This is a genomic window from Shewanella woodyi ATCC 51908, from assembly GCF_000019525.1.
GTDB lineage: Bacteria > Pseudomonadota > Gammaproteobacteria > Enterobacterales > Shewanellaceae > Shewanella > Shewanella woodyi.
This window is the reverse complement of record NC_010506.1, coordinates 5,551,089-5,570,142: the sequence shown is the minus strand read 5'-3', so window position 1 is coordinate 5,570,142 and position 19,054 is coordinate 5,551,089. Positions and strand designations below refer to the sequence as shown.

At 46.3% G+C, this 19,054-nt stretch carries 18 protein-coding genes; 2 read left to right on the top strand and 16 right to left on the bottom strand.

The annotated features are described in order from the left end of the window. Positions 1-14: 14 nt before the first annotated feature. The 11 genes from SWOO_RS23580 to SWOO_RS23530 all read right to left on the bottom strand — a co-directional run bounded on the left by SWOO_RS23580 (position 15) and on the right by SWOO_RS23530 (position 10,936). Entirely contained in the window at positions 15-257 is a 243-nt protein-coding gene (locus tag SWOO_RS23580) for an acyl carrier protein (RefSeq protein ID WP_012327172.1), read from the bottom strand. A gap of 8 nt (positions 258-265) precedes the next feature. After that, positions 266-520, bottom strand: coding sequence for a phosphopantetheine-binding protein (locus tag SWOO_RS23575; RefSeq protein ID WP_041418391.1), 255 nt, complete (start codon positions 518-520; stop codon positions 266-268). A 3-nt stretch (positions 521-523) separates the two neighbouring features. Then, complete coding sequence (locus SWOO_RS23570) at positions 524-1,336, bottom strand: lysophospholipid acyltransferase family protein (protein WP_012327170.1); 813 nt, start codon at positions 1,334-1,336, stop codon at positions 524-526. Beyond that, the gene (locus SWOO_RS23565; RefSeq protein WP_012327169.1) at positions 1,329-2,057 is read right to left on the bottom strand and encodes a beta-ketoacyl synthase chain length factor; all 729 of its coding nucleotides are present in this window, start codon (positions 2,055-2,057) and stop codon (positions 1,329-1,331) included. The genes SWOO_RS23570 and SWOO_RS23565 overlap by 8 nt, the downstream gene beginning before the upstream one ends. A gap of 284 nt (positions 2,058-2,341) precedes the next feature. Next, positions 2,342-3,211: a DUF3014 domain-containing protein gene (locus SWOO_RS23560; RefSeq protein WP_012327168.1), complete on the bottom strand. Its 870-nt coding sequence runs from the start codon at positions 3,209-3,211 to the stop codon at positions 2,342-2,344. Between the two features lie 141 nt (positions 3,212-3,352). Beyond that, positions 3,353-5,428 (bottom strand): ATP-dependent DNA helicase RecG, encoded by a 2,076-nt coding sequence (gene recG, locus SWOO_RS23555; protein WP_012327167.1) that lies wholly within the window; start codon positions 5,426-5,428, stop codon positions 3,353-3,355. 137 nt (positions 5,429-5,565) lie between these two features. Continuing rightward, positions 5,566-6,162 (bottom strand): response regulator transcription factor, encoded by a 597-nt coding sequence (locus tag SWOO_RS23550; RefSeq protein ID WP_012327166.1) that lies wholly within the window; start codon positions 6,160-6,162, stop codon positions 5,566-5,568. Continuing rightward, positions 6,159-7,262, bottom strand: coding sequence for a sensor histidine kinase (locus SWOO_RS23545; RefSeq protein WP_012327165.1), 1,104 nt, complete (start codon positions 7,260-7,262; stop codon positions 6,159-6,161). The genes SWOO_RS23550 and SWOO_RS23545 overlap by 4 nt, the downstream gene beginning before the upstream one ends. Positions 7,263-7,326: 64 nt before the next feature. Beyond that, positions 7,327-8,007: a tetratricopeptide repeat protein gene (locus tag SWOO_RS23540; protein WP_012327164.1), complete on the bottom strand. Its 681-nt coding sequence runs from the start codon at positions 8,005-8,007 to the stop codon at positions 7,327-7,329. Between the two features lie 161 nt (positions 8,008-8,168). Beyond that, on the bottom strand, positions 8,169-9,101 hold the full coding sequence (locus SWOO_RS23535; protein ID WP_012327163.1) for a calcium/sodium antiporter: 933 nt from the start codon (positions 9,099-9,101) through the stop codon (positions 8,169-8,171). Positions 9,102-9,280: 179 nt separating this feature from the next. Beyond that, positions 9,281-10,936: an AMP-binding protein gene (locus SWOO_RS23530; RefSeq protein ID WP_012327162.1), complete on the bottom strand. Its 1,656-nt coding sequence runs from the start codon at positions 10,934-10,936 to the stop codon at positions 9,281-9,283. A 999-nt stretch (positions 10,937-11,935) separates the two neighbouring features. On the opposite strand from SWOO_RS23530, the gene SWOO_RS23525 reads away from it, so the two are divergent. Then, positions 11,936-12,700 (top strand): hypothetical protein, encoded by a 765-nt coding sequence (locus SWOO_RS23525; protein WP_229377271.1) that lies wholly within the window; start codon positions 11,936-11,938, stop codon positions 12,698-12,700. A gap of 392 nt (positions 12,701-13,092) precedes the next feature. On the opposite strand, the gene trmH is transcribed toward SWOO_RS23525, so the two are convergent. The 5 genes from trmH to gmk form a co-directional block, all read right to left on the bottom strand. Then, the gene (gene trmH, locus SWOO_RS23520) at positions 13,093-13,788 is read right to left on the bottom strand and encodes a tRNA (guanosine(18)-2'-O)-methyltransferase TrmH (protein ID WP_012327160.1); all 696 of its coding nucleotides are present in this window, start codon (positions 13,786-13,788) and stop codon (positions 13,093-13,095) included. A gap of 75 nt (positions 13,789-13,863) precedes the next feature. Further along, positions 13,864-14,247: a RidA family protein gene (locus tag SWOO_RS23515; RefSeq protein ID WP_012327159.1), complete on the bottom strand. Its 384-nt coding sequence runs from the start codon at positions 14,245-14,247 to the stop codon at positions 13,864-13,866. A gap of 21 nt (positions 14,248-14,268) precedes the next feature. Further along, the gene (gene spoT, locus SWOO_RS23510) at positions 14,269-16,380 is read right to left on the bottom strand and encodes a bifunctional GTP diphosphokinase/guanosine-3',5'-bis pyrophosphate 3'-pyrophosphohydrolase (RefSeq protein WP_012327158.1); all 2,112 of its coding nucleotides are present in this window, start codon (positions 16,378-16,380) and stop codon (positions 14,269-14,271) included. 13 nt (positions 16,381-16,393) lie between these two features. Further along, positions 16,394-16,678 carry a DNA-directed RNA polymerase subunit omega gene (gene rpoZ, locus SWOO_RS23505; protein WP_012327157.1) on the bottom strand — a complete coding sequence of 95 codons (285 nt, stop codon included), beginning with the start codon at positions 16,676-16,678 and terminating at the stop codon, positions 16,394-16,396. Positions 16,679-16,734: 56 nt separating this feature from the next. Beyond that, positions 16,735-17,358, bottom strand: a complete 624-nt coding sequence (gene gmk / locus SWOO_RS23500) for a guanylate kinase (RefSeq protein ID WP_012327156.1) — start codon at positions 17,356-17,358, stop codon at positions 16,735-16,737. Positions 17,359-17,950: 592 nt separating this feature from the next. Here gmk and SWOO_RS23495 point away from each other — a divergent pair. Continuing rightward, entirely contained in the window at positions 17,951-18,991 is a 1,041-nt protein-coding gene (locus SWOO_RS23495; RefSeq protein ID WP_012327155.1) for a hypothetical protein, read from the top strand. The last annotated feature ends 63 nt before the right edge of the window (positions 18,992-19,054 follow it).

Genomic DNA, 19,054 nt, shown 5'->3' with positions numbered 1-19,054 from the left:
AACGGCATTGGCGCTTATACTAGCCCTTCAATCGCTGTGACAACGTCATCCACTGTACGAACGGCTTTAAACTCTTCAGGTTTAATTTTTTTACCTGTCATCTGCTGTAGTTTTATCACTAAATCGACCGCATCTATGCTGTCGAGATCAAGCTCTTGGTAGAGTGAAGCTTCTGGAGTTATATCCTCAGCATCGATCTCAAACTCATCGACCAAGATCTGCGTTAGGGCTTCAAGAATTTGTTCACGGCTTTGCATAATGTCTCCTAAGCTCGCTGGGACTCAATAAAGCTAGCCAAGCTGGCAACGCTATAGAAGTGTGCTTTTGTGGCTTCCGAGTTCGCTTCGATTTTGACATCGAACTCTTTTTTAATCGCTAAGCCAAGCTCGAGAGCATCGATTGAATCTAAACCTAAGCCTTCACCAAATAGGGGCGCTTCTGTTTCAATATCATCAACGGTGACATCTTCTAGATCTAAGCAATCGATGATTAGTTGTTTTATATCGTTATGTAAGTTCATCATTTAGTTAAGTTCTTTTTTATAATAATCTTCAAGGTCTCGAGTGAGTTGGCGCGCCATCTTGGCATCACCTCCCTCTTGAGCATCATACCTGATATGTAACAGGGGGTCGCCTACTTCGACGTGCATCCCTATTGTGCGACGGGGTATTTGATACCAGGCCTCCTGTTTCGTCAAACCTGGAGAGTCGGTGCGAAGAACCACAGGCACAAGATCCGTGTGGGTTCTTAGGGCAATATTGGCAGCTCCTCTGGCAAAAGGATTGATCTTAGTGCCAAGGACTGTTCGAGTGCCCTCTGGAAAAATAATTAGATTAGTACCGCTGTCTAGCACCCGTTTACAGTCTTTTAGCAGCAGCTCTGCTCCTCGATTGGGAATGTAGCCTGCACAAGCGACTACGCCACGCATAAAGGGGTTACGCCAGAGCCCTTGTTTGACAATACAGCCAGCGTTTGGCATCAAACTGATTAAAACAACCACATCGACTAATGTCGGGTGGTTAACGATAACTACCTTACCTTTAGCTAAGCTCAAACGCTCTAAGTTAACTGGGGTTACCTTTATGACACCAGCCCAGGTAAGCATTTGAACAAAGCCGCGGAACATATGATGTACGGCCTTTTGTACTCGACTAACTCTTTGCTCTGTTGTCCCAGGCCAAAACCTTAACAGGGGCAAAATAGTCAGTGAGCTTAACAAGCCACCCAGTCCAAAAGCGATATAGCAACTCACACCACCTAACCAGCGAGGCAGATAGGCTAAGCCTGTTAGCCGAGGTGAGGTAGAAGCGCTAGACGCTAATACTGAATCATTCAAAACTAAGCTTCCACAGATGGTTAGATAGTGTACCTGAGACGTTTCTCTGGTTAGCTAAGCCATGGAGAAGGGCGCCATAGCTCAAGGCCTGAGTTGAAGCCAATGCCTCATTATCACAATAGCTTATGCTGAGTGTGGCGTTACTGCTCGCGTTATTGATTGGGCTTAAGACAAACGCCATGGAGACTGGAAGACCTGTTTCATCGGTAAATTGGGAGTAGATCTCAGGTACGGGCTCATCGCCAAAAACGAGCATAAGTGGCGCGGGGTCTTGATGCAGTTGCCCATAGGCTTCAATAAAGGATTGCAACAGGGTCTCTTCGCTGGCTGCAATGGATGTAGAGGAGGATTGATCTCCCTTTAAAATACTGTAGATCCCACTTGCTGTGTTATGCACTGATTGACTAAATGCCGTGGGTGAGAGTGGTTCCTGCTCTACCAGATTATCGAGTAAGCCTAAGGTTCGATTGAGCTCGCCATGTCTTGAGGCAAAAATAGAGCGACATGGGGTCGGGGCATCACATTGAAACGCGGCTTCCAATTGCATCTTAGTTAGCTTGCTATAACGTCTACGCTGCATTGCGGGGACTTGAGCTAACTTAGGAGAGTGAGGGAGTTCCTCTTGAATGGGGGCTGATTCAAGCCAGTGCTTCCAATCTTCAGCCTGCTGATATTGAGGTGACCAGGCTCCCCAAGAGCATATATTAAATGTTAATTGCACTGCACAGCCTCGTTTTCGGCGTTACAGCCGGTAAAATATGCATATCAGCCACGCAATAATCAGCTGCCATTGGTGGAGAGTATCTTGATACAGAGGTTATTCTACACTAATAAAGTGGTCTTTATGAAGTGTTTTGAGTAACAGCTGTTGCTGTTGTGTGGGGGGATTTGTAGAGGGTTTCATTTTAGTTAACCTGCAGCTAACAAGCTGCAGGTTATCGGGTTGGAGCATTCTTGACTGACACCTCTAGGTTGAATGAATTTGCATCATCCATTCGCCTTGAGTTAGTTTGCTAAGTGCTTTTTCAGCTTGCGCAGTGCAGCCTTCACCTTTTTGCTGTTTTCTGGACCCATTCTGATCAGCAGTTTCTGTGCATTGGGTAGGGCTTCAAGTTGTGGGTCAACAAACTGATAGTTAACACTGACGCCATCAAGCTCTATTGGGCTATCTATGATGGGAGCATCGAGCATGACATCTATGGCTTCAACCATGCGATCATTAAAGCTCATATCACCATAGCCTAGCTCTTCAAATGCTTCTCCTAACAGGGGAGTTAGCTCTTGATAGGTCTTTGCCAACTGCTCCTCATCTAGACCACTGACTAAGTCTGCATACAGATCATATCTGTGGTAGCTGTCTGGATTCAAATAGGTCTTGTTGGTGATCTCAGAAACAGTAAACACTCGGTTTGGTGCTTTCATGGGGCTGACTTTGCGGGCGAGCTCACCTTGAGCTAAGTTGTCCACAAAAACCACAAAATGCCTAACAAGATCTTGCTCAACCATAAGGGGTTCTATCTTCATACCATCGGCCATTTCAACGGCTTTGATGCTCACAAACTCATCGCTTTGGGATAAGCTTGGCAGAGGTTCAACCTCTGGGACGACTGGAGCCTCCTCAATCACCACTGGCTCAGGTTCTACCTCTATCACAGGTTCTGGGATAGGTGCCTCTGTTGGCAAAGGCTCAGCAGGAACTGGATCTGGCAGTTCGACGACCTCAACGATTTCAGGTTGCACAGGTTCTTGGGAGCTAAAGTAGTAGTAAGCACCACCTGACAGCAGTAATACAACAACGATAGCCACGATGGCGAGGGCATTAGCTCCTGCAGACTTTTCCTGCGGCGCGATTCTATCTTCTTGATTGACTTGCATTTAGCATCCTTTGAACGAACGACTTGATGGAATTGGCATTAATAAGGGCTAGTCACCATTGTGCAATAATCAACGCCCTTGTCTAGCTAAGTTGGGCTAATTAAAAAATAATTAACCTAAGGTGTTCATAATTTCAGGTTTTTAGGCCTGTACATACTGCTCACGCTCCCCAAGCCAACGCTGCACTATGCCATCGACATTATCGGGAGCTTGCTCCATCACATGAACGGCTAGCTTTTGAATATGGGGAATGAGTGATTGGTCGCGGATCAGATCGGCAATTTTCATATCTGCCACCCCAGTTTGTTTAGTGCCGAGTACTTCGCCTGGGCCCCTTATCTCAAGATCTTTCTGTGCGATAATAAAGCCATCATTGCTCTGCCTGAGTACACCTAGACGCTTTGTGGCCATCTGAGACAGAGGGGCTTTATACATAAGTAGACAGTGACTGGCGATAGAGCCTCGACCGACACGGCCTCTTAGTTGGTGGAGCTGCGCCAGTCCTAGTCGCTCAGGGTTCTCTATTATCATCAAGCTGGCATTTGGCACATCTACGCCCACTTCGATCACGGTTGTAGCGACCAATAAGTTAAGGTTTCCGGCTTTAAATTCGGCCATGACAGCTTGTTTTTCAGCGGACTTCATTCGGCCATGAACTAAACCTATTTTTAGCTCGGCCAGAGCAATCGAAAGCTCGGCAGCGGTATCTTCCGCTGCTTGACACTCAAGCACTTCAGACTCATCAATAAGGGTGCAGACCCAGTAAACTTGTCTGCCATCATTGGTCACCGCTTGTCTAACACGTTCAATCACTTCGCTGCGGCGAACATCCGATACGGCAACGGTTGTGACTGGTGTGCGTCCCGGTGGCAGCTCATCGATCACTGAGGTATCGAGATCGGCGTAGGCTGTCATCGCTAAGGTGCGGGGGATCGGAGTGGCGGTCATGATCAGCTGATGTGGGTGGAACCCTTGGCTTATCCCTTTCTCTCTGAGCCCCAAACGCTGATGCACTCCGAACCTGTGCTGCTCATCTATGATAATCAGCGCCAGCTTATTGAAGATCACCTTATCTTGGAAAATAGCATGAGTACCGATCACCATATGGGCATCGCCACTTTCTATATCAGCTAAGGATTGAGCTCTTGTTTTGCCCTTAAGTTTTCCCGCTAACCAGCCAACTTTTAGGCCTAACGGTTCAAACCATTGGCTGAAATTAATGGCGTGCTGTTCGGCAAGCAGTTCAGTGGGCGCCATCATGGCAACTTGATAGCCATTTTCGATCGCCTGTAGTGCGGCGAGAGCTGCCACTAAGGTTTTTCCTGATCCCACATCTCCTTGAACAAGACGCATCATGGGTGATGGTTTTTCAAGATCGCGGCAGATATCCGCGCCTACTCTTTGCTGAGCGCCAGTGGGTTTAAAAGGAAGCTCTTTCAGAAAAGGGTTGAGCAGTTGTCCTGTGGCAGGCATAGAGATGGCGTTATCTTGATTACTACGCTGTCTTAGCTTCAACATACTGAGGTTATGGGCCAGTAGTTCCTCTTGAATGAGCCGCTGTTGCGCAGGGTGGTTTCCCTGCTCAAGCTCAAACAGGGCCACGCCAGTGTGGGGGCGATGCAGCAGTTGCAGCGCCTCTTTCAAACTTAAATTATTGGGCTGAAGCTGGGGTGGAAGTAGTTCCTGCAGGCCGCCATTTTCCAGCAGTGACAGGGCCTGATCGGTTAACTTGATCCAGCTGGCTTGTTTTAGTCCCTCGGTTGTTGGATACACAGGGGTTAAGGTATCACTGAGGGCTGCAGAGTCATATTCACTGACCAGCTTGTATTCCGGATGTATGATCTCTGGTTGCTGTTTTCCACGGCGGATCTCACCATAAGCACGGATAAGAGTGCCATTTTGCAGGCCGTTTTTCTGAGCCATGGAGAAGTTAAAAAATCTTAGTACCATTGAGCCAGTATCATCACGCACTGTGCAGGTCATCATGCGTTTGCGGCCTTGAACAATCTGGCTTGATTGGATCACGGCTTCTATGGTGCCGTAGCTTCCGGGATAAAGTGAGGCGATGGGATAGATCTGGGTGCGATCTTCATATCGAAGTGGTAGGTGAAACAGGAGATCTTGTACTGTGTTTATGCCGAGCTTAGCTAAGCGTTCAGCCATTTTTTTGGCAACACCATTAAGTTCAGTGACAGGAACAAGATCGAGTCTATTCAAGGCCTATACCATTTTATTGTTGAGCGTGAACTAAAACTAATGCTCAAACACTGTATTTATATACATATACTATCAGATAAATGGATGATGGCAATCTTAAGCACTTCTTATACTGGTTGGCATTAGTCTGCTTGAGGTTATAGCCAACCTTTCTGTTTGGCAATACGTGCTGCATCAATGCGATTGGAACCATGAAGCTTGCTAGTGGCTTCACTGAGGTAGTTGCGCACAGTGCCTTCGGCGATAAACAGCAGCGCGGCTATCTCTGAGGTGGTTTTACCTTCGCTGGCCAAGCGAAGCGCTTTGCGCTCCTTATCGCTGAGGGGATCATTTTCGCCGACGGCCATAATAGCCAGTTCAGGATCGATAACACGCTTACCTGCCATAACCTGTTTGATCCCCTGTATCAAACTCTCCGAAGGGGCATCTTTGAGCAAGAAGCCACCTGCACCGTACTCGATAGCGCGTTTAATGTATCCGGCTCTGCCAAAGGTGGTGAGAATAATCACCTTGATGGTACTGTTTTGTTGCTGACACCACTGAGCCAACTCCAGTCCGGTAAAGCCAGGCATCTCAATATCGGTTAGCAGTAGATCAAAGGTTTGCGCCTTTAGCAGCGATAGCGCTTGATCGCCATCGCAGGCCTGAATGACCTCAAACTCGCCATCTAAGCTGAGTAAAGCAGCCAGTGCGCCTCTGACCATAGCTTGATCTTCTGCCAGTAATATCCTCATTCGATTAGGTTTCCTTGTTTGGGCAATATTATGCTGAAACGACACTCCTGTGTTAGATCGTAATCTAAACGACCTTGAAATTCAGCTAATCTCTCTCTAATCCCGTTTAATCCGTTGCCCTCAGTGAGCTGCTTAAGCTTGCCGTTATCGATAACCTCTAGGGTGATATCTGTTGCAGATTCACTGAAACAGATGGAGCAGAGGTCGGCCTGACTGTGGCGAATAATATTGTTGCAAAGCTCGGTTAAACTTAAAATAATTTGTGTTTCCACTTTGGAATTTAACTGAGGTACATCGCCCTCTAAACTCACACTTAAGCCCTTGTCACGTAGCGTTTGGCACAGCAGCATGACGCTTGATGTCAGCCCTTTATGTTTATAGCCAGAGACGGTTTGACGTATCTGGCTTAGGCTCTCTCTGGCTATTTGGTTTAACTCCTTGAGCTGCTCCTGCGCTTGAATTTGTTGATTTTTATCCAGCAGTTTCTGGGCTAATTCAGCCTTAAGGGAGATGCTGGAGAGGTTATGGCCCATGATGTCGTGCAGATCTCTGGCGATACGTTCACGCTCTAACATAGCGGCTAACTGACTTATCTCTGATTGGCTTTGCTGCTCTCGGCACTTGGCTTCAACTCGTTTTCGCTCAGCGATACCAAACAGGCCCACGCCCGCGATGAGTAAGCTGCCATAGGTCACAAAATAGTAGTGCTCTATCCCTATATATAAGTTAAGTGCACCGAGGGCGGCTACCAGGGCAAAGAAACAGAAAGTAGCGGTCTTAAGTGGATAGTAGAAACCGATAAAAAAGCCCGCAAAAGTAAACAGGGATAAGGAACCTGTGTTGATTGGCGTAATCAATATACCTAAGGCGATCATCGCCAAGATTGGAATATGAGCCTTGTCTCTTGGGCTACGATATGCCCAAAAGTAGCAGTAGACAAAGGGGATTAAGGTCAGCAGGCTTACTCCAATCTCCCAGATTTGCATATTACCGACGATAATCGGAATCAGGTAGAAAACCAGATTGATCAGGTAGACCCAAGACAGTTTATCTTCGCTGGTTTGAGTCGTTTTTGTTGAGGCGGTATCTGTATTGTTCATTGTTTTTTCCGGATCACTCAGCTGGGTGCAATTAACACCGCCTTAGCGGTGTTTATCGTTATTATTAATTGGCGGCGATTTGATTTTGTTTAAGTAAAAAGTTTGCCCAGCCGTAATCAGCTTGTACCTCAATTGCCGCTTGCCAATCGGCGATCGCGCCTTGGCTATCTCCAGTGCTCTGTTTTGCTAGTCCACGCCAAGTGTAAGCTTCGGCGTGGCCCCAACAGATCTCATCACAGGGTACCTCATAAAGTGCTATAGCTTTACTGCTTAATTCCATTGCTTTTTTCATACTACCACCAAAACTAATCGGTGTGTTGAAGGCGGATATCGCCTGCACTAGTACAACACGAGGGTTGGTAGGATCCAGTAACTGAGCTTGTGCAAGCATCTGCCCAATTTTAGGGCCTAAATGGGCGCTTTGAGAGTTATCTAATGCTATCTGCATGCCGTAGACAGAGGCGAGAAGGGCTAAGTTCTCAGCATCAGCTTGGTCCAAGTTCTCCAGTGTTGCTTGTGCTGATGTTAGTGCGTTTATAGCAGTTTCACTTTGACCGAGAATGTTAGCAGTAATGGCTAACCGATAGTTTGCATAAGCTCTGTCATAGTTTTGTGTCTGCTGACTGAGATTTTGCAGCGCTGCAACATTCATGGTGTTTGAAGCTGTATCGATAGCTGGGATCTCATTAGCGTGAGTCAGACTTGGTAGTAGGGCGATGCTAGCGATAATAATAGATGTTTTCATGTCAATCTCCTTTTGTTGGGTACAGAACAATTATGGAGATAGGCGAGGTTTTATTGCAGATACAAAGGTCATGAGATCGGTATGACAAATGTCATTAACTGACAGAATTAAAAAAGCCATCGGTATGTCGATGGCTTTTTGTATTACTGGAGCGGTATTGTTTAGGCTGAAGCCTGAACGACCAGATAACTAATGTAGGAGAGGTAACCCAGTAAAAGGATCCCGCCTTCACGTCTACCAATTCTAAATCCGGTCCAGGCAAAGGGAAGGACTATTAGTGCCAGTAGTAACATCACAAGCAGATCAAAGTCTTGAATGCCTGCCGCTGCGATAGGGTGAATAAGGGCTGTAATACCCAATATGCCTAAAATGTTAAACAGGTTAGAGCCAACGATATTGCCTATGGCGATATCGCTCTCCCCTTTGCGAGCCGCAACAATAGAGGTAACAAGTTCAGGCATGCTAGTACCGATAGCAACAATCGTTAAGCCGATAATGACTTCGCTGATCCCAAAGGTTTTTGCTAAGTCTACGGCGCCATCGACGAAGAGTATGCCGCCGCCAACTAACATGCTAATACCAGCTATGATAAACAGTACCGATAGCATAGGGTGTTGTGGACTCGTATCTAACTCCTCACCATCATTGCTGTTTTTACTACTGAAGTAACTAAAGCTGAGGTAACACACTAGCAGTGTTGTCAGTAATGCACCGTCCCAGAAGCTCAATTGACCATCGAGCAGAAGTCCCCAGAACAGCATCGAAGCTGCGATCATAATTGGGATATCACGCTTTACCATCTGAGATTGAACCTGTATTGGACGGATCAAGGCTGTAATGGCCAAGATTAAGCCAATATTGGCAATGTTTGAACCTATGACATTACCCAGTGCAATACCGCTGTTACCTGCAATTGCCGATTTTAAACTAACGGCCAATTCTGGTGCACTTGTACCGAAAGCTACAATAGTTAAGCCAATGATAAGCGGGGCAATTCCAAGCCTTAGGGCGATAGCACTAGCACCACGAACTAGTGCTTCTGCTCCTAAAGTTAGGATGACAAAGCCACCGACAATAGCGAGTAAAATTAACATATTTGGTTCATCTTTAAGCAGGATAGAATTTGGGATACGCTAGCTTAAGGATTTTTGATAACAAGGCAATAAACTTTAGCTAAGCCAGCATTAATCTTAATTCATTAAGGTATATTGTTAATAAGCTAAAAGAGAAAGCACGCTTAAAGCGTGCTTTAAAATTAACGACTTGCTAGAGCCTAAAGCTCCTCCTCCCAGCGTACCTTACCGCCACGAATACCATCGACAGTGTCACTGAACTTCTTCTCTAAAACATGGCGCTTAATTTTCAGTGTCGGTGTGAGTATATCGTTGTCCACATCCCAAGGCTCAGTCACGACGATAATGGCGTCGACCGTTTCATGGGACTCGAGATTAGGATTGATACTCTCAAGCGTAGCCTTAAGTGAGCTGCGAACCTCCTCTCTGGGCTGCAGCCTTGCACCTTCGGAGAGTTGCACCAGAGCAATAGGGTGGGGCAGACCAGAGCCGATAACACATAACAGTTCGATATGTGGATCTTGGGCTAGTTTGCGCTCGATAGGCACGGGGGCAACATACTTACCTTTGGAGGTCTTAAAGTTATCTTTTACTCGCCCTGTGATAGAGACGCAGCCATCGGCATCGATGGAGCAGAGATCGCCTGTGCGGAAGAAGCCCTCCTCATCGAATGACGCCGCGGTAACCTCATCTTGTTTATAGTATCCCGTCATCAAGCCTGGGCTCTTCACCAGCAGCTCACCACTTTCGGCTTGCTTGATAAAACTTCCCTCAACGGCCCGACCTACGGTGCCAATTTTGCTGGCATCGAAAGGGTAGTTGATGATGGAATAGGCGCTGTTCTCTGTCATGCCCCAGGCTTCACTGATGTTGAGACCAATTTTGTGGTACCAAGCGATCAATGAAGGTGGGATAGGTGCAGAGCCAGAACCGAGCAGACGACAATGTTCAAGGCCTAAACCTGCATGAATTTTCCGCTTCACTATACCGCTGATGATGGGCAGCTTAAGCAGGAAATTTAGCTTATCGTAGCCAATCTTATCGATAATGTTTTTCTGGAATAGACTCCAGAGTCGTGGCACAGAGAAGAATACCGTTGGTTTTGCTCGCTGCACATCAGCAACGAAGCTGTCTAGACTCTCGACAAAGGCCACGCTGCTGCCTGAATAGAAGGATGAGCCCTCCATCGCGACACGCTCAGTAATATGAGCGAGTGGCAGATAGGAGATGAGTCTGTCTTCGACATCGGTTTTAAGATCGCGTACAACGGCGTTACAGGTCCAGCCATAGCTAGCAAATGTCTGTATGGCGCCTTTAGGCTTACCCGTTGACCCTGAGGTATAGATTAAGGTCATGATCTGCTCTGGTGTTGCAAAGGGAGCATCAATCAATGGTTGGCCTAGTTTAAGCAAACTCTGCCAAGAGTATTGTGCCGGCATAGTCTCATATGGCATCGCCATTCTGAGAATATCACCACCGACGCCCGCTTCTTGATCGGCCCAGTAATCTAACTTACCGATAAAGATGGCTTTGGCTTCGCTGTGTTCAAGCACATAGCGAATAGTGTCGGCGTTGGCAGTTGGATAGATAGGGACACTGATGTATCCGCCATGCATAAGGGCAAGATCTGTAATAAACCACTCGGCGCAGTTCTTTGACAGCACTGCAACTTTATCACCGGGTTCTAGGCCTAAATGCCTTAGCGCCCCTGCAATCTTCTGCATCTGCTCTTGCACATCTCGCCAAGTAAAGTCTTGATATTGGCCGTTGATGGGCTGCCTTAGATAGGTTTTATCACCCTGCTTGTCGACCCACTGGGATAGCATCTCAACAGGGGTTTTCATTGTCGATTCCATCAGCGACTCCATGATTAATTAGTTACTTTCAAAGGGAATGTTGTTGATTTTAGTTTTTATTGATTAGCCGCTTTGAGTATGGCGAAAAATGTGATCTATGACAAATGGTTTGAATAATTGTGAAGGGAGTCGATACAAATGGGTGTCAGCCTTGGAATGAAGGTTGAATACATTCTGTAAGGTGAACCGTCATCCTGAACTAGTTTCAGGCTCCAGCTTGAAGATTTTGGATTAGTTGATATTTGCAGGTGTGCTTGAAGCTTATACCTTCATTGTGATCTATCGCCTCCTGCGGGTGCCGTGCATGGTCTTGAATGTTCCCTACATACATAAGACATTTCCCATATCCCTATGGGTCAGATGCACCAATGTCGTGATCACATGGATGTGAAAGAACGACCTTATGTGCAGTTACTTCTGTGACACGACACAAGTATATCCCTATAGTCTCGGCCGTGACGTCCATGTCACGGACGGTCACAGCCGCATCTGCACTTGGAAATTTTTCTCTTCGATTTAGCTGTATTAGGTAAGGCTTCGTAAATCATTTCTGTCCCTTTGTGTTACCTCAAATAATTTGCCCTATGCAGTACTGACCTCTTTGTAATACTTTTCCTCATCAGTTAGAAAGGTATGGGTTCTGTCTAGCGAAAACCTCTAAGTTCATCAGTGTTTGCACTTTTATACAGTAGTATCGGTTTTGTGCGGTTAATCTCTAAATTTTGCCCAATCAGTTCACGGTTTGCTATTGAGTGAAAAGATAAAGAGGCGTAAATTCAGTTAGATGAAAGCGTGCGAGCTTGAGTTGCTGAGATAACAAGACAGCAAAGTGTGCGACTAAGTTTTGTCCGAGAGTGTATCGGATGCAATCTTGCATGTAAGTGTTTAATGATCTGTTATTAATGAATTTTTTAGGTTTTTTACTGTGCACGCTTTCTCAACATGGCTTGGCAAAACGCGCAAGCCGTATATACAAATGTTAAGTTCAATAGAGGTAATGTGGATAAATCAACTCAACTAATGAAATGGATACTGTTTTGGGTATTCATTGTTCTCTTTTCCTTAGCGGTTCTAGGTACCCTAGGTGTTGTATTTCTTGGCTTTGGTACTCCAACTGAGGCTGAAAGAGAGTGGCTTGTAAAAGGACTTATTCTAGAGGTTGCTGCTTGTATCGTTGCGCTTTTCTACTCAATATTTGGTTTGAAGCCGGAAAGTGGAAAACAGAATCTTAATGTTGAAGACTTCGAGAACCGCCTTACTGAGTTAGAGTCTAAGGTTTTTCTTACAGTAAAAGAAATTGACAGTAATACAGCGGAGCTTTGCGCGAGAAAAGATGACTCTTCATCTAGCCCAAGTAAAGACTTTATGCATCAAATGTATCCTTTTCTTGCCCGCATTGATGAATATGACACGCCACCTCCTTTTGATGTTGATGAATACAATACTTCTCCTTCTTATACGGAAATTGATGCAGATATCTCAAGCGCAAAGCCTTTTGATAAGGAGCACCGAGAGAAAAGCTATTTTGGTCTAAAAGTACAGTGGAAATGTGCATATAAAGGAATTGCTGAAAAAGAGGACTGTTACAGAATTCGCCTGGATACAGAACGACCACTATACGGTGCATATATCGAGGTTAGCAAAGAAAAGGATATCTCAAAGTTAAAATTCCTTGATGAAGGTCATCCAATGTGGGTATGTGGTGAAATAATTGATCTGTCAGGTTCGAATGTCGAGTTGGCCAATGCTAATTTTTACATATAAGGAACTTAACAAACCGTTGCAACGGATTCGGAAGAAGCCCCTCACCGTTGAACAGGGGTGTTGAGGCTGTAGAGTTATTCATTTTATAAATCAATAAAGGGGTCGTAGCCAATTGATCCTAAATCGAAGAGACAAACATTCAGGTGTAAACGCGGCTGTGACCTTCCGTGACAGGGATGTCACGGCAGAGCCCACAGGGATTGTGCTTGCGGCGTGTCACAGAAGTGTTTGCACTTAAGCCCACGGCAGGTGATAGATAAACATGAAGCTATGGTATTTAGCACAGTAGCAAGTACCAAATCAGCCCAATGAAACCAACCACAAAGATACTTGAAACTTGTTATCCGACAAGTGTTTAACCCCTAAAGAAAGACCAGACCAGCTTAGGCTATTTAAGCTGACTCAACCTCTGGTGCACGCATTCTCTCCCACCACTCATCACTGGCGACAATCTGGCCTTCCATATCGACTGCTGGGTAGGGAATGCTTTTACGTCGACAAGCCTTGGCGTAGATTGGGTGGCCTTGCTCGAATAGCATCTTCTGGCAATAAGCCTCATCTAGCTTGCGCGTCCCATACATGCCGGCAGCCGTTCTCTGCCTTTGGGCTTCATACATCACCAGTGCTGAAGCAACAGATACATTGAGTGACTGTACCATGCCTATCATAGGGATAATGATGTGCTGACCTGCCGCAGCAATTCCCTCTTGACTGACGCCATCACGCTCATTGCCTAAAATGATGGCGGTTGGGCGGGTGTAATCTATCTCGCGAAAATCCACTGCGGTTTCTGAAAATGTGGTGGCTAGAACTTGCATATTTTGGGCACGAAAGGCCTGCTGGGCATCATCCATATGGTAGTGCTTGATGGTTTTGACCCACTGTTGACTGCCCGAGGCTGTGTTGCCTGATACTCGCATCTCAATATCTGGCCAGACTGCATGTATTTGATGAACGCCTACAGCGTCTGCTGTGCGGATAACGGCGGCGATATTATTCGTCTTGTGAACTTTATCGAGACAGAGAGTGAGATCGGGTTGGCGATTATCTAGCATCTTATTGATGCGGGCAAAACGTTCTGGGCTCATGGTGTTATCTTTTGCTAAAGAGTAAAAAATAGAAAAGGGCGCCGTAGCGCCCAAAAGTATGAATGAGTCGGGAGGTTAGAGCTCCATGACTCCATCCATCTCTACTAAAGAATCTTTTGGAAGTTGCTTTACACCAATGGCAGCACGTGCCGGAAAAGGTTGGTCAAAGTAACGCTCCATTATCTCATTCACGGTAGCGAAGTTACTGAGATCTGTCATAAAAATATTGAGCTTGACGATATCATTGAGTGAGCCGCCAGCCGCTTCACATACTGCAGTTAAGTTTTCAAAAACTTGAACAACTTGGGCATTAAACTCACCGCTTACGATCTGCATGCTTGCAGGATCTAGCGGGATTTGACCTGAAAGATAGACGGTGCTGCCAACTTTAACCGCTTGAGAATATGTGCCGATCGCCTGTGGTGCCTTATCGGTTGCTATGATGCTTTTGTTCGCCATAACTCTCTCTCTTATATTTGATTATCGATTACGGGATGTACGTAATACTTCAGGTAGTACCCTGATACGGCGCATCACGTTGGCTAAATGAATTCGATCAGTGACCGAGATTCGTAAATTGATGAGGAAGACTCTGCCGTCTCGCTCCTCTGTGCTTAGGTTATGAATATTGGCACCTTCAGCAGCTACAATCGAGGTGATCTTGGCCAGAGCACCTTGATGGTTCACAATCTCAACTCGTAAGTTAGCTTGGAACTCAACACCTTCGGCGTTATCCCACTGCACAGGAATATATTTATCAGGCTCACCTTGATAGCCACGGATATTCGCGCAGCTCTCCATATGAACAACCAAGCCTTTACCTGGACTCACATGGGCGATGACTGCATCACCTGGGATTGGTCGGCAGCAGTTGGCGAATGTGACTAACATCCCCTCTGCACCGCGGATCGGCATCATGTTAGATTCTTTATGCTCATGGGGCTCGATCTGTTCCTGATCGCCTTTAAGTCGTTGGGCAATGACTATGCTCATGGCATTACCTAAACCGATATCGACCAGTAGCTCTTCGAGGGTGTCGTGCTTGGTGTCACTGACAACTTTCTCAATCTGCTCGGGTGTGATCATATCTAGTTTGGTATCACCTAGCGCATGATTCAGTAGGCGTTTACCTAAGATGACTGCGTCATCCTCTTTTAAACTTTTCAGCAGTTGACGTATCTTAGCGCGAGCCTTACCTGTGACCACAAAGTTTAGCCATGCCGCATTAGGGCGGGCGCCTTTAGCCGTAATAATTTCAACGGTTTGGCCTGAAATCAGAGGTTGGCTTAGCGGGTATGCTTGACGATTGACTCGTGCGCCAACACAGGTATTACCCACATCGGTATGCACTTCGTAAGCAAAATCGACGGGTGTTGCGCCAACAGGAAGCTCTAAAATTCGACCCTCAGGGGTGAATACGTAGATCTCTTCTGGGAAAAGCTCTGTCTTAAAGTTTTCAACAAACTCAAATGAGGTGCTGGCGCTTTGTTGTAATTCAAGCAGGCTCTGCATCCACTTACGTGCACGAACTTGTGTCGTTGTGCCTTGCTCAGCTGAGCTGCCTTTTTTGTAGATCCAGTGCGCTGCAACCCCTTTATCTGCCATCTGATCCATATCTTCGGTACGGATCTGGATCTCAACAGGAACGCCGTGAGGACCAAACAGTGACGTATGGAGTGACTGATAGCCATTGGCTTTAGGGATAGCAATATAATCTTTAAATCGACCTGGACGAGGCTTGTATAGGGCATGCATTGCACCTAAGACTCGGTAGCAGGTATCGATGGAGTCCACTATGACGCGAAACGCGTAGATATCCATGACCTCTTGGAACTGAAGCTCCTTACTGCACATCTTGTTATAGATGGAGTAGAGGTTTTTCTCTCGGCCTTTCACTGTACCTGGGATCTTAGTGTCTTCGAGGCGAGTGTGAACTGCAGCTTCAATACTTTGAATGAGCTCTTTACGATTGCCACGTGCGGCCTTAACTACCTCTTTAAGTACGCGATAACGCATTGGGTAGTAGGCTTGGAAGCCAAGATCTTCGAGCTCGGTCTTGATGTTATGAATACCGAGACGGTTGGCAATCGGGGCATAGATTTCTAAGGTTTCCCGCGCTATACGACGACGCTTGTCAGGCCTTAAAGCCCCAAGGGTGCGCATATTGTGGGTACGATCGGCTAGTTTGATAAGGATAACCCGAATATCTTGGGTCATGGCCATCATCATTTTGCGGAAGTTTTCGGCCTGGGCCTCTTTCTTATCGCGGAATTTTAGCTTATCGAGTTTTGAGACGCCCTCAACCAGTTCGGCAATAGATTCACTGAATAACTCAGCCAGCTCCTCTTTGGTGACAGGGGTGTCTTCGATGGTGTCGTGCAGGAGAGCAGCCATAAGCGTCTCATGATCGAGACGCATATCGGCCAGAATGCGGGCGACCGCAACCGGGTGTGTGATATAAGGTTCACCACTTGTGCGCATTTGACCTTCATGGGCATCACGCGCCACCTGATAGGCCTGCTTGAGTAATTCTACCTGATCAGGTTCTAAATACCCTGATGCAGACTCCTTGAGACCTTCAAACAGATACAAGTGGTAATACTCCTTAGATTACGTTGTTACGACCTTCAGCAATCGCAGCAACAGCAGCTATTTCAGCCGCCTCACGTTCACGAACAGTCTGGCGCTCATCTGCGTCCAGAGTATCTGCTGTGACTAAACCAAGTTCGATTTCGCGTAAAGCGATAACCGTTGGCTTGTCGTTCTCTTCTTCAACCATAGGGTCTTTGCCCTGCACGGCGATTTGGCGAGCACGACGCGCTGCAACCAGGATCATATCAAAACGGTTGCCGATTTGTTCTACGGCGTCTTCTACAGTTACGCGAGCCATGTATGGAACTCCAGTGTTAGGATGAAAAAATGACGCAAAATTGTACACTAAGACAGTTATTCTGCCAATAGATCATTAAGCATATCATTGTGAGTATGAATTTGACCAGCGCCAGTTAAGCGTTGACTGCGAATTATAGCGATAAAATCACCAAGTGCGGTATCAAAATCATCGTTAATAATGATGAAATCATACTCATCATAGTGAGATATCTCTGAAGCGGCTTGAGCCATACGCCCAGCAATCACCTCTGCGCTATCTTGGCCGCGGCCAGTTAAGCGTCTCTCAAGCTCAGCTTTTGATGGGGGAAGAATGAAGATCCCGATCGCTTCAGGCATCACTTTCTTGACCTGTTGAGCTCCTTGCCAGTCAATATCGAGGAATACATCGATACCTTGCTCTAGCGTCTGTTCAATGACTTTACGTGAGGTGCCATAATAGTTACCGAACACCTCTGCCCATTCGAAAAAGGCATTTTCGGCGATTAACGCCTTAAACTCCTCAACGCTGACAAAGTGGTAATGTTGGCCATTAACTTCACCAGGACGCGGTTGTCGGGTCGTATGAGAAACCGATACCTGCTTATCTGCCGGCTTGTCTTTTAGCAGTCCGGAGATGAGTGATGATTTACCCGCGCCACTTGGCGCCGATACGATAAATAGGTTTCCGCGTGCGGTCATTTGCAAAGTATCCAAAAGCTAAAACAAAAAGATTTAGGTTCACCCGTCATTGGGAGAGTTGTACCCAAGCTACCTCAATATGCCCGTTTCAGAGCTACCGTAGGATAGCTGAACAAGACAGTGATTGAGAGAATGGTGTTCCCTTGTCGATATCACTAACACAGTGCAGGTATTCTACGGGAGCTCCCGAAGGGAAAGGCGAGAAGCAACATGCTTCTACGTTATGAAATATTGAATTAGAATTACTAGTACTGCTATTTCATGCCTTGAACTCTGTCACTTCTCGACATGCTGAATTCTGTATCTTGAAGTAGTTTGGGTACAGACATTATACAAGTTAGCGTCTCTTTGGCCTAGTCTCTGTTGCGCTATTTTGCCTTCTTGGCAGTGATTAAGACTAACTTAGCTAAGGATACCTTATACCAGCACTGACTTTGATGGGTAAATTAGTTAGGCTGTTGTCAGCTGAAATATATCCTCAGTTAAGGTGTATTAGTAATGCTCCCCCTGGGCTAATGGTTAAATAGCTATTTACTGGGAGCAGTAATACTAGTCCCTTTCTCCGTGAACTAACTCTTAGGTGTTGAATTTAATGCAGTATAAGTCTCTTTTTTGTATAAAAGGCCGGGATAATTGGCAGAGATTCTCAGCCATAAGCGGCTCACTTTATCTAACTTTGCTCTTGGGGTTCGTGCTGATAGGTGGCGGTGGGGCGTTGATATTTTTAGCTCTGCTACTTGCCCCTTTACTTGGTTTGAGTGCATTAAGGCGGGTTAGGGATATAGAGCGTCCGAGTTGGCTTGCAGCGCTTACCTTGCTTCCATTTATGTTTTTCTCTCTCTCTTTGGCCTATAGCGGTAGTGCTATGGCGTCGCTGACCTGTGGCGTGATAGCTGGTTTAATGACGGTGTTTTTATCGGCTCAAAAGTCAAAGGTTGGCGGTGGACTGTATCAACAGGGTTACTCTGGCCCTTTAGTTGTGCCGCGCAGAGAGCGCAGCCGCTCCAGAGTTGAGCCCACCTTAGGAGGTGGGGCTTATGAGGAGGAGCAAGAGCAAGTAAGTTATCAAGAAACGGAATATGCTTCGCCTCAAAAGAGCAGGGCGACATTCGAGCTTTGGCTTACTTGGGCTAAGCAAAACCAGAAACTATTAACAGCTGTGCTTGGCGGCGCTCTTTTTCTGATGGTGTTAAGCAGTTTATGGTCAATATGGGGCGGCTCTGATGAGGAGTCTGTTGAGCCAGAGCAGGTTGAAATGCCAGCCCAAAATCCAGTTGAACGCGATGAGGTGACACTTCCCGATGGATTTAGTTTAGTGTTAGAGGATAAGTTACTTATTATGCGCTGGCTGGGCGAGGCTGATAATCCAGGTGTTATCTGGTCTTTGGCCACGGCCAAGGGAGATAGAAGCTGTGCTAACTTAGTGTTTAATAATGGCAGTGAGTATCGCCCTATGATTGTTGAGATGATGGCTGACACCAGCATTGAAGCGCGCTTTACTCCTCTTGATACTGGGAAGATTATTACCGATATTGCATTGAGAGGAGAGGTTAAGTTGTGTGGCTATGAATTCAGTTTGAAGGGAAGCCAGTCTGCTTTATCAAAAAGCGATGCATTTATCCCCTATTTATAACTGGATAAAGCAAGATTTTCTCTTTAGACTGCACGGCTCAATGCGAGCCACAGTCATGTTTTG

What these genes read in the sequence shown, in the direction of transcription:
- SWOO_RS23580 (WP_012327172.1), bottom strand. Translation starts at nt 257, where the DNA reads ATGCAAAGCCGTGAACAAATTCTTGAAGCCCTAACGCAGATCTTGGTC.
- SWOO_RS23575 (WP_041418391.1), bottom strand. Translation starts at nt 520, where the DNA reads ATGAACTTACATAACGATATAAAACAACTAATCATCGATTGCTTAGAT.
- SWOO_RS23560 (WP_012327168.1), bottom strand. Translation starts at nt 3,211, where the DNA reads ATGCAAGTCAATCAAGAAGATAGAATCGCGCCGCAGGAAAAGTCTGCA.
- SWOO_RS23550 (WP_012327166.1), bottom strand. Translation starts at nt 6,162, where the DNA reads ATGAGGATATTACTGGCAGAAGATCAAGCTATGGTCAGAGGCGCACTG.
- SWOO_RS23545 (WP_012327165.1), bottom strand. Translation starts at nt 7,262, where the DNA reads ATGAACAATACAGATACCGCCTCAACAAAAACGACTCAAACCAGCGAA.
- SWOO_RS23540 (WP_012327164.1), bottom strand. Translation starts at nt 8,007, where the DNA reads ATGAAAACATCTATTATTATCGCTAGCATCGCCCTACTACCAAGTCTG.
- SWOO_RS23535 (WP_012327163.1), bottom strand. Translation starts at nt 9,101, where the DNA reads ATGTTAATTTTACTCGCTATTGTCGGTGGCTTTGTCATCCTAACTTTA.
- SWOO_RS23530 (WP_012327162.1), bottom strand. Translation starts at nt 10,936, where the DNA reads ATGGAATCGACAATGAAAACCCCTGTTGAGATGCTATCCCAGTGGGTC.
- trmH (WP_012327160.1), bottom strand. Translation starts at nt 13,788, where the DNA reads ATGAGCCCAGAACGTTTTGCCCGCATCAATAAGATGCTAGATAATCGC.
- SWOO_RS23515 (WP_012327159.1), bottom strand. Translation starts at nt 14,247, where the DNA reads ATGGCGAACAAAAGCATCATAGCAACCGATAAGGCACCACAGGCGATC.
- rpoZ (WP_012327157.1), bottom strand. Translation starts at nt 16,678, where the DNA reads ATGGCTCGCGTAACTGTAGAAGACGCCGTAGAACAAATCGGCAACCGT.
- gmk (WP_012327156.1), bottom strand. Translation starts at nt 17,358, where the DNA reads ATGACCGCACGCGGAAACCTATTTATCGTATCGGCGCCAAGTGGCGCG.
- SWOO_RS23495 (WP_012327155.1), top strand. Translation starts at nt 17,951, where the DNA reads ATGCAGTATAAGTCTCTTTTTTGTATAAAAGGCCGGGATAATTGGCAG.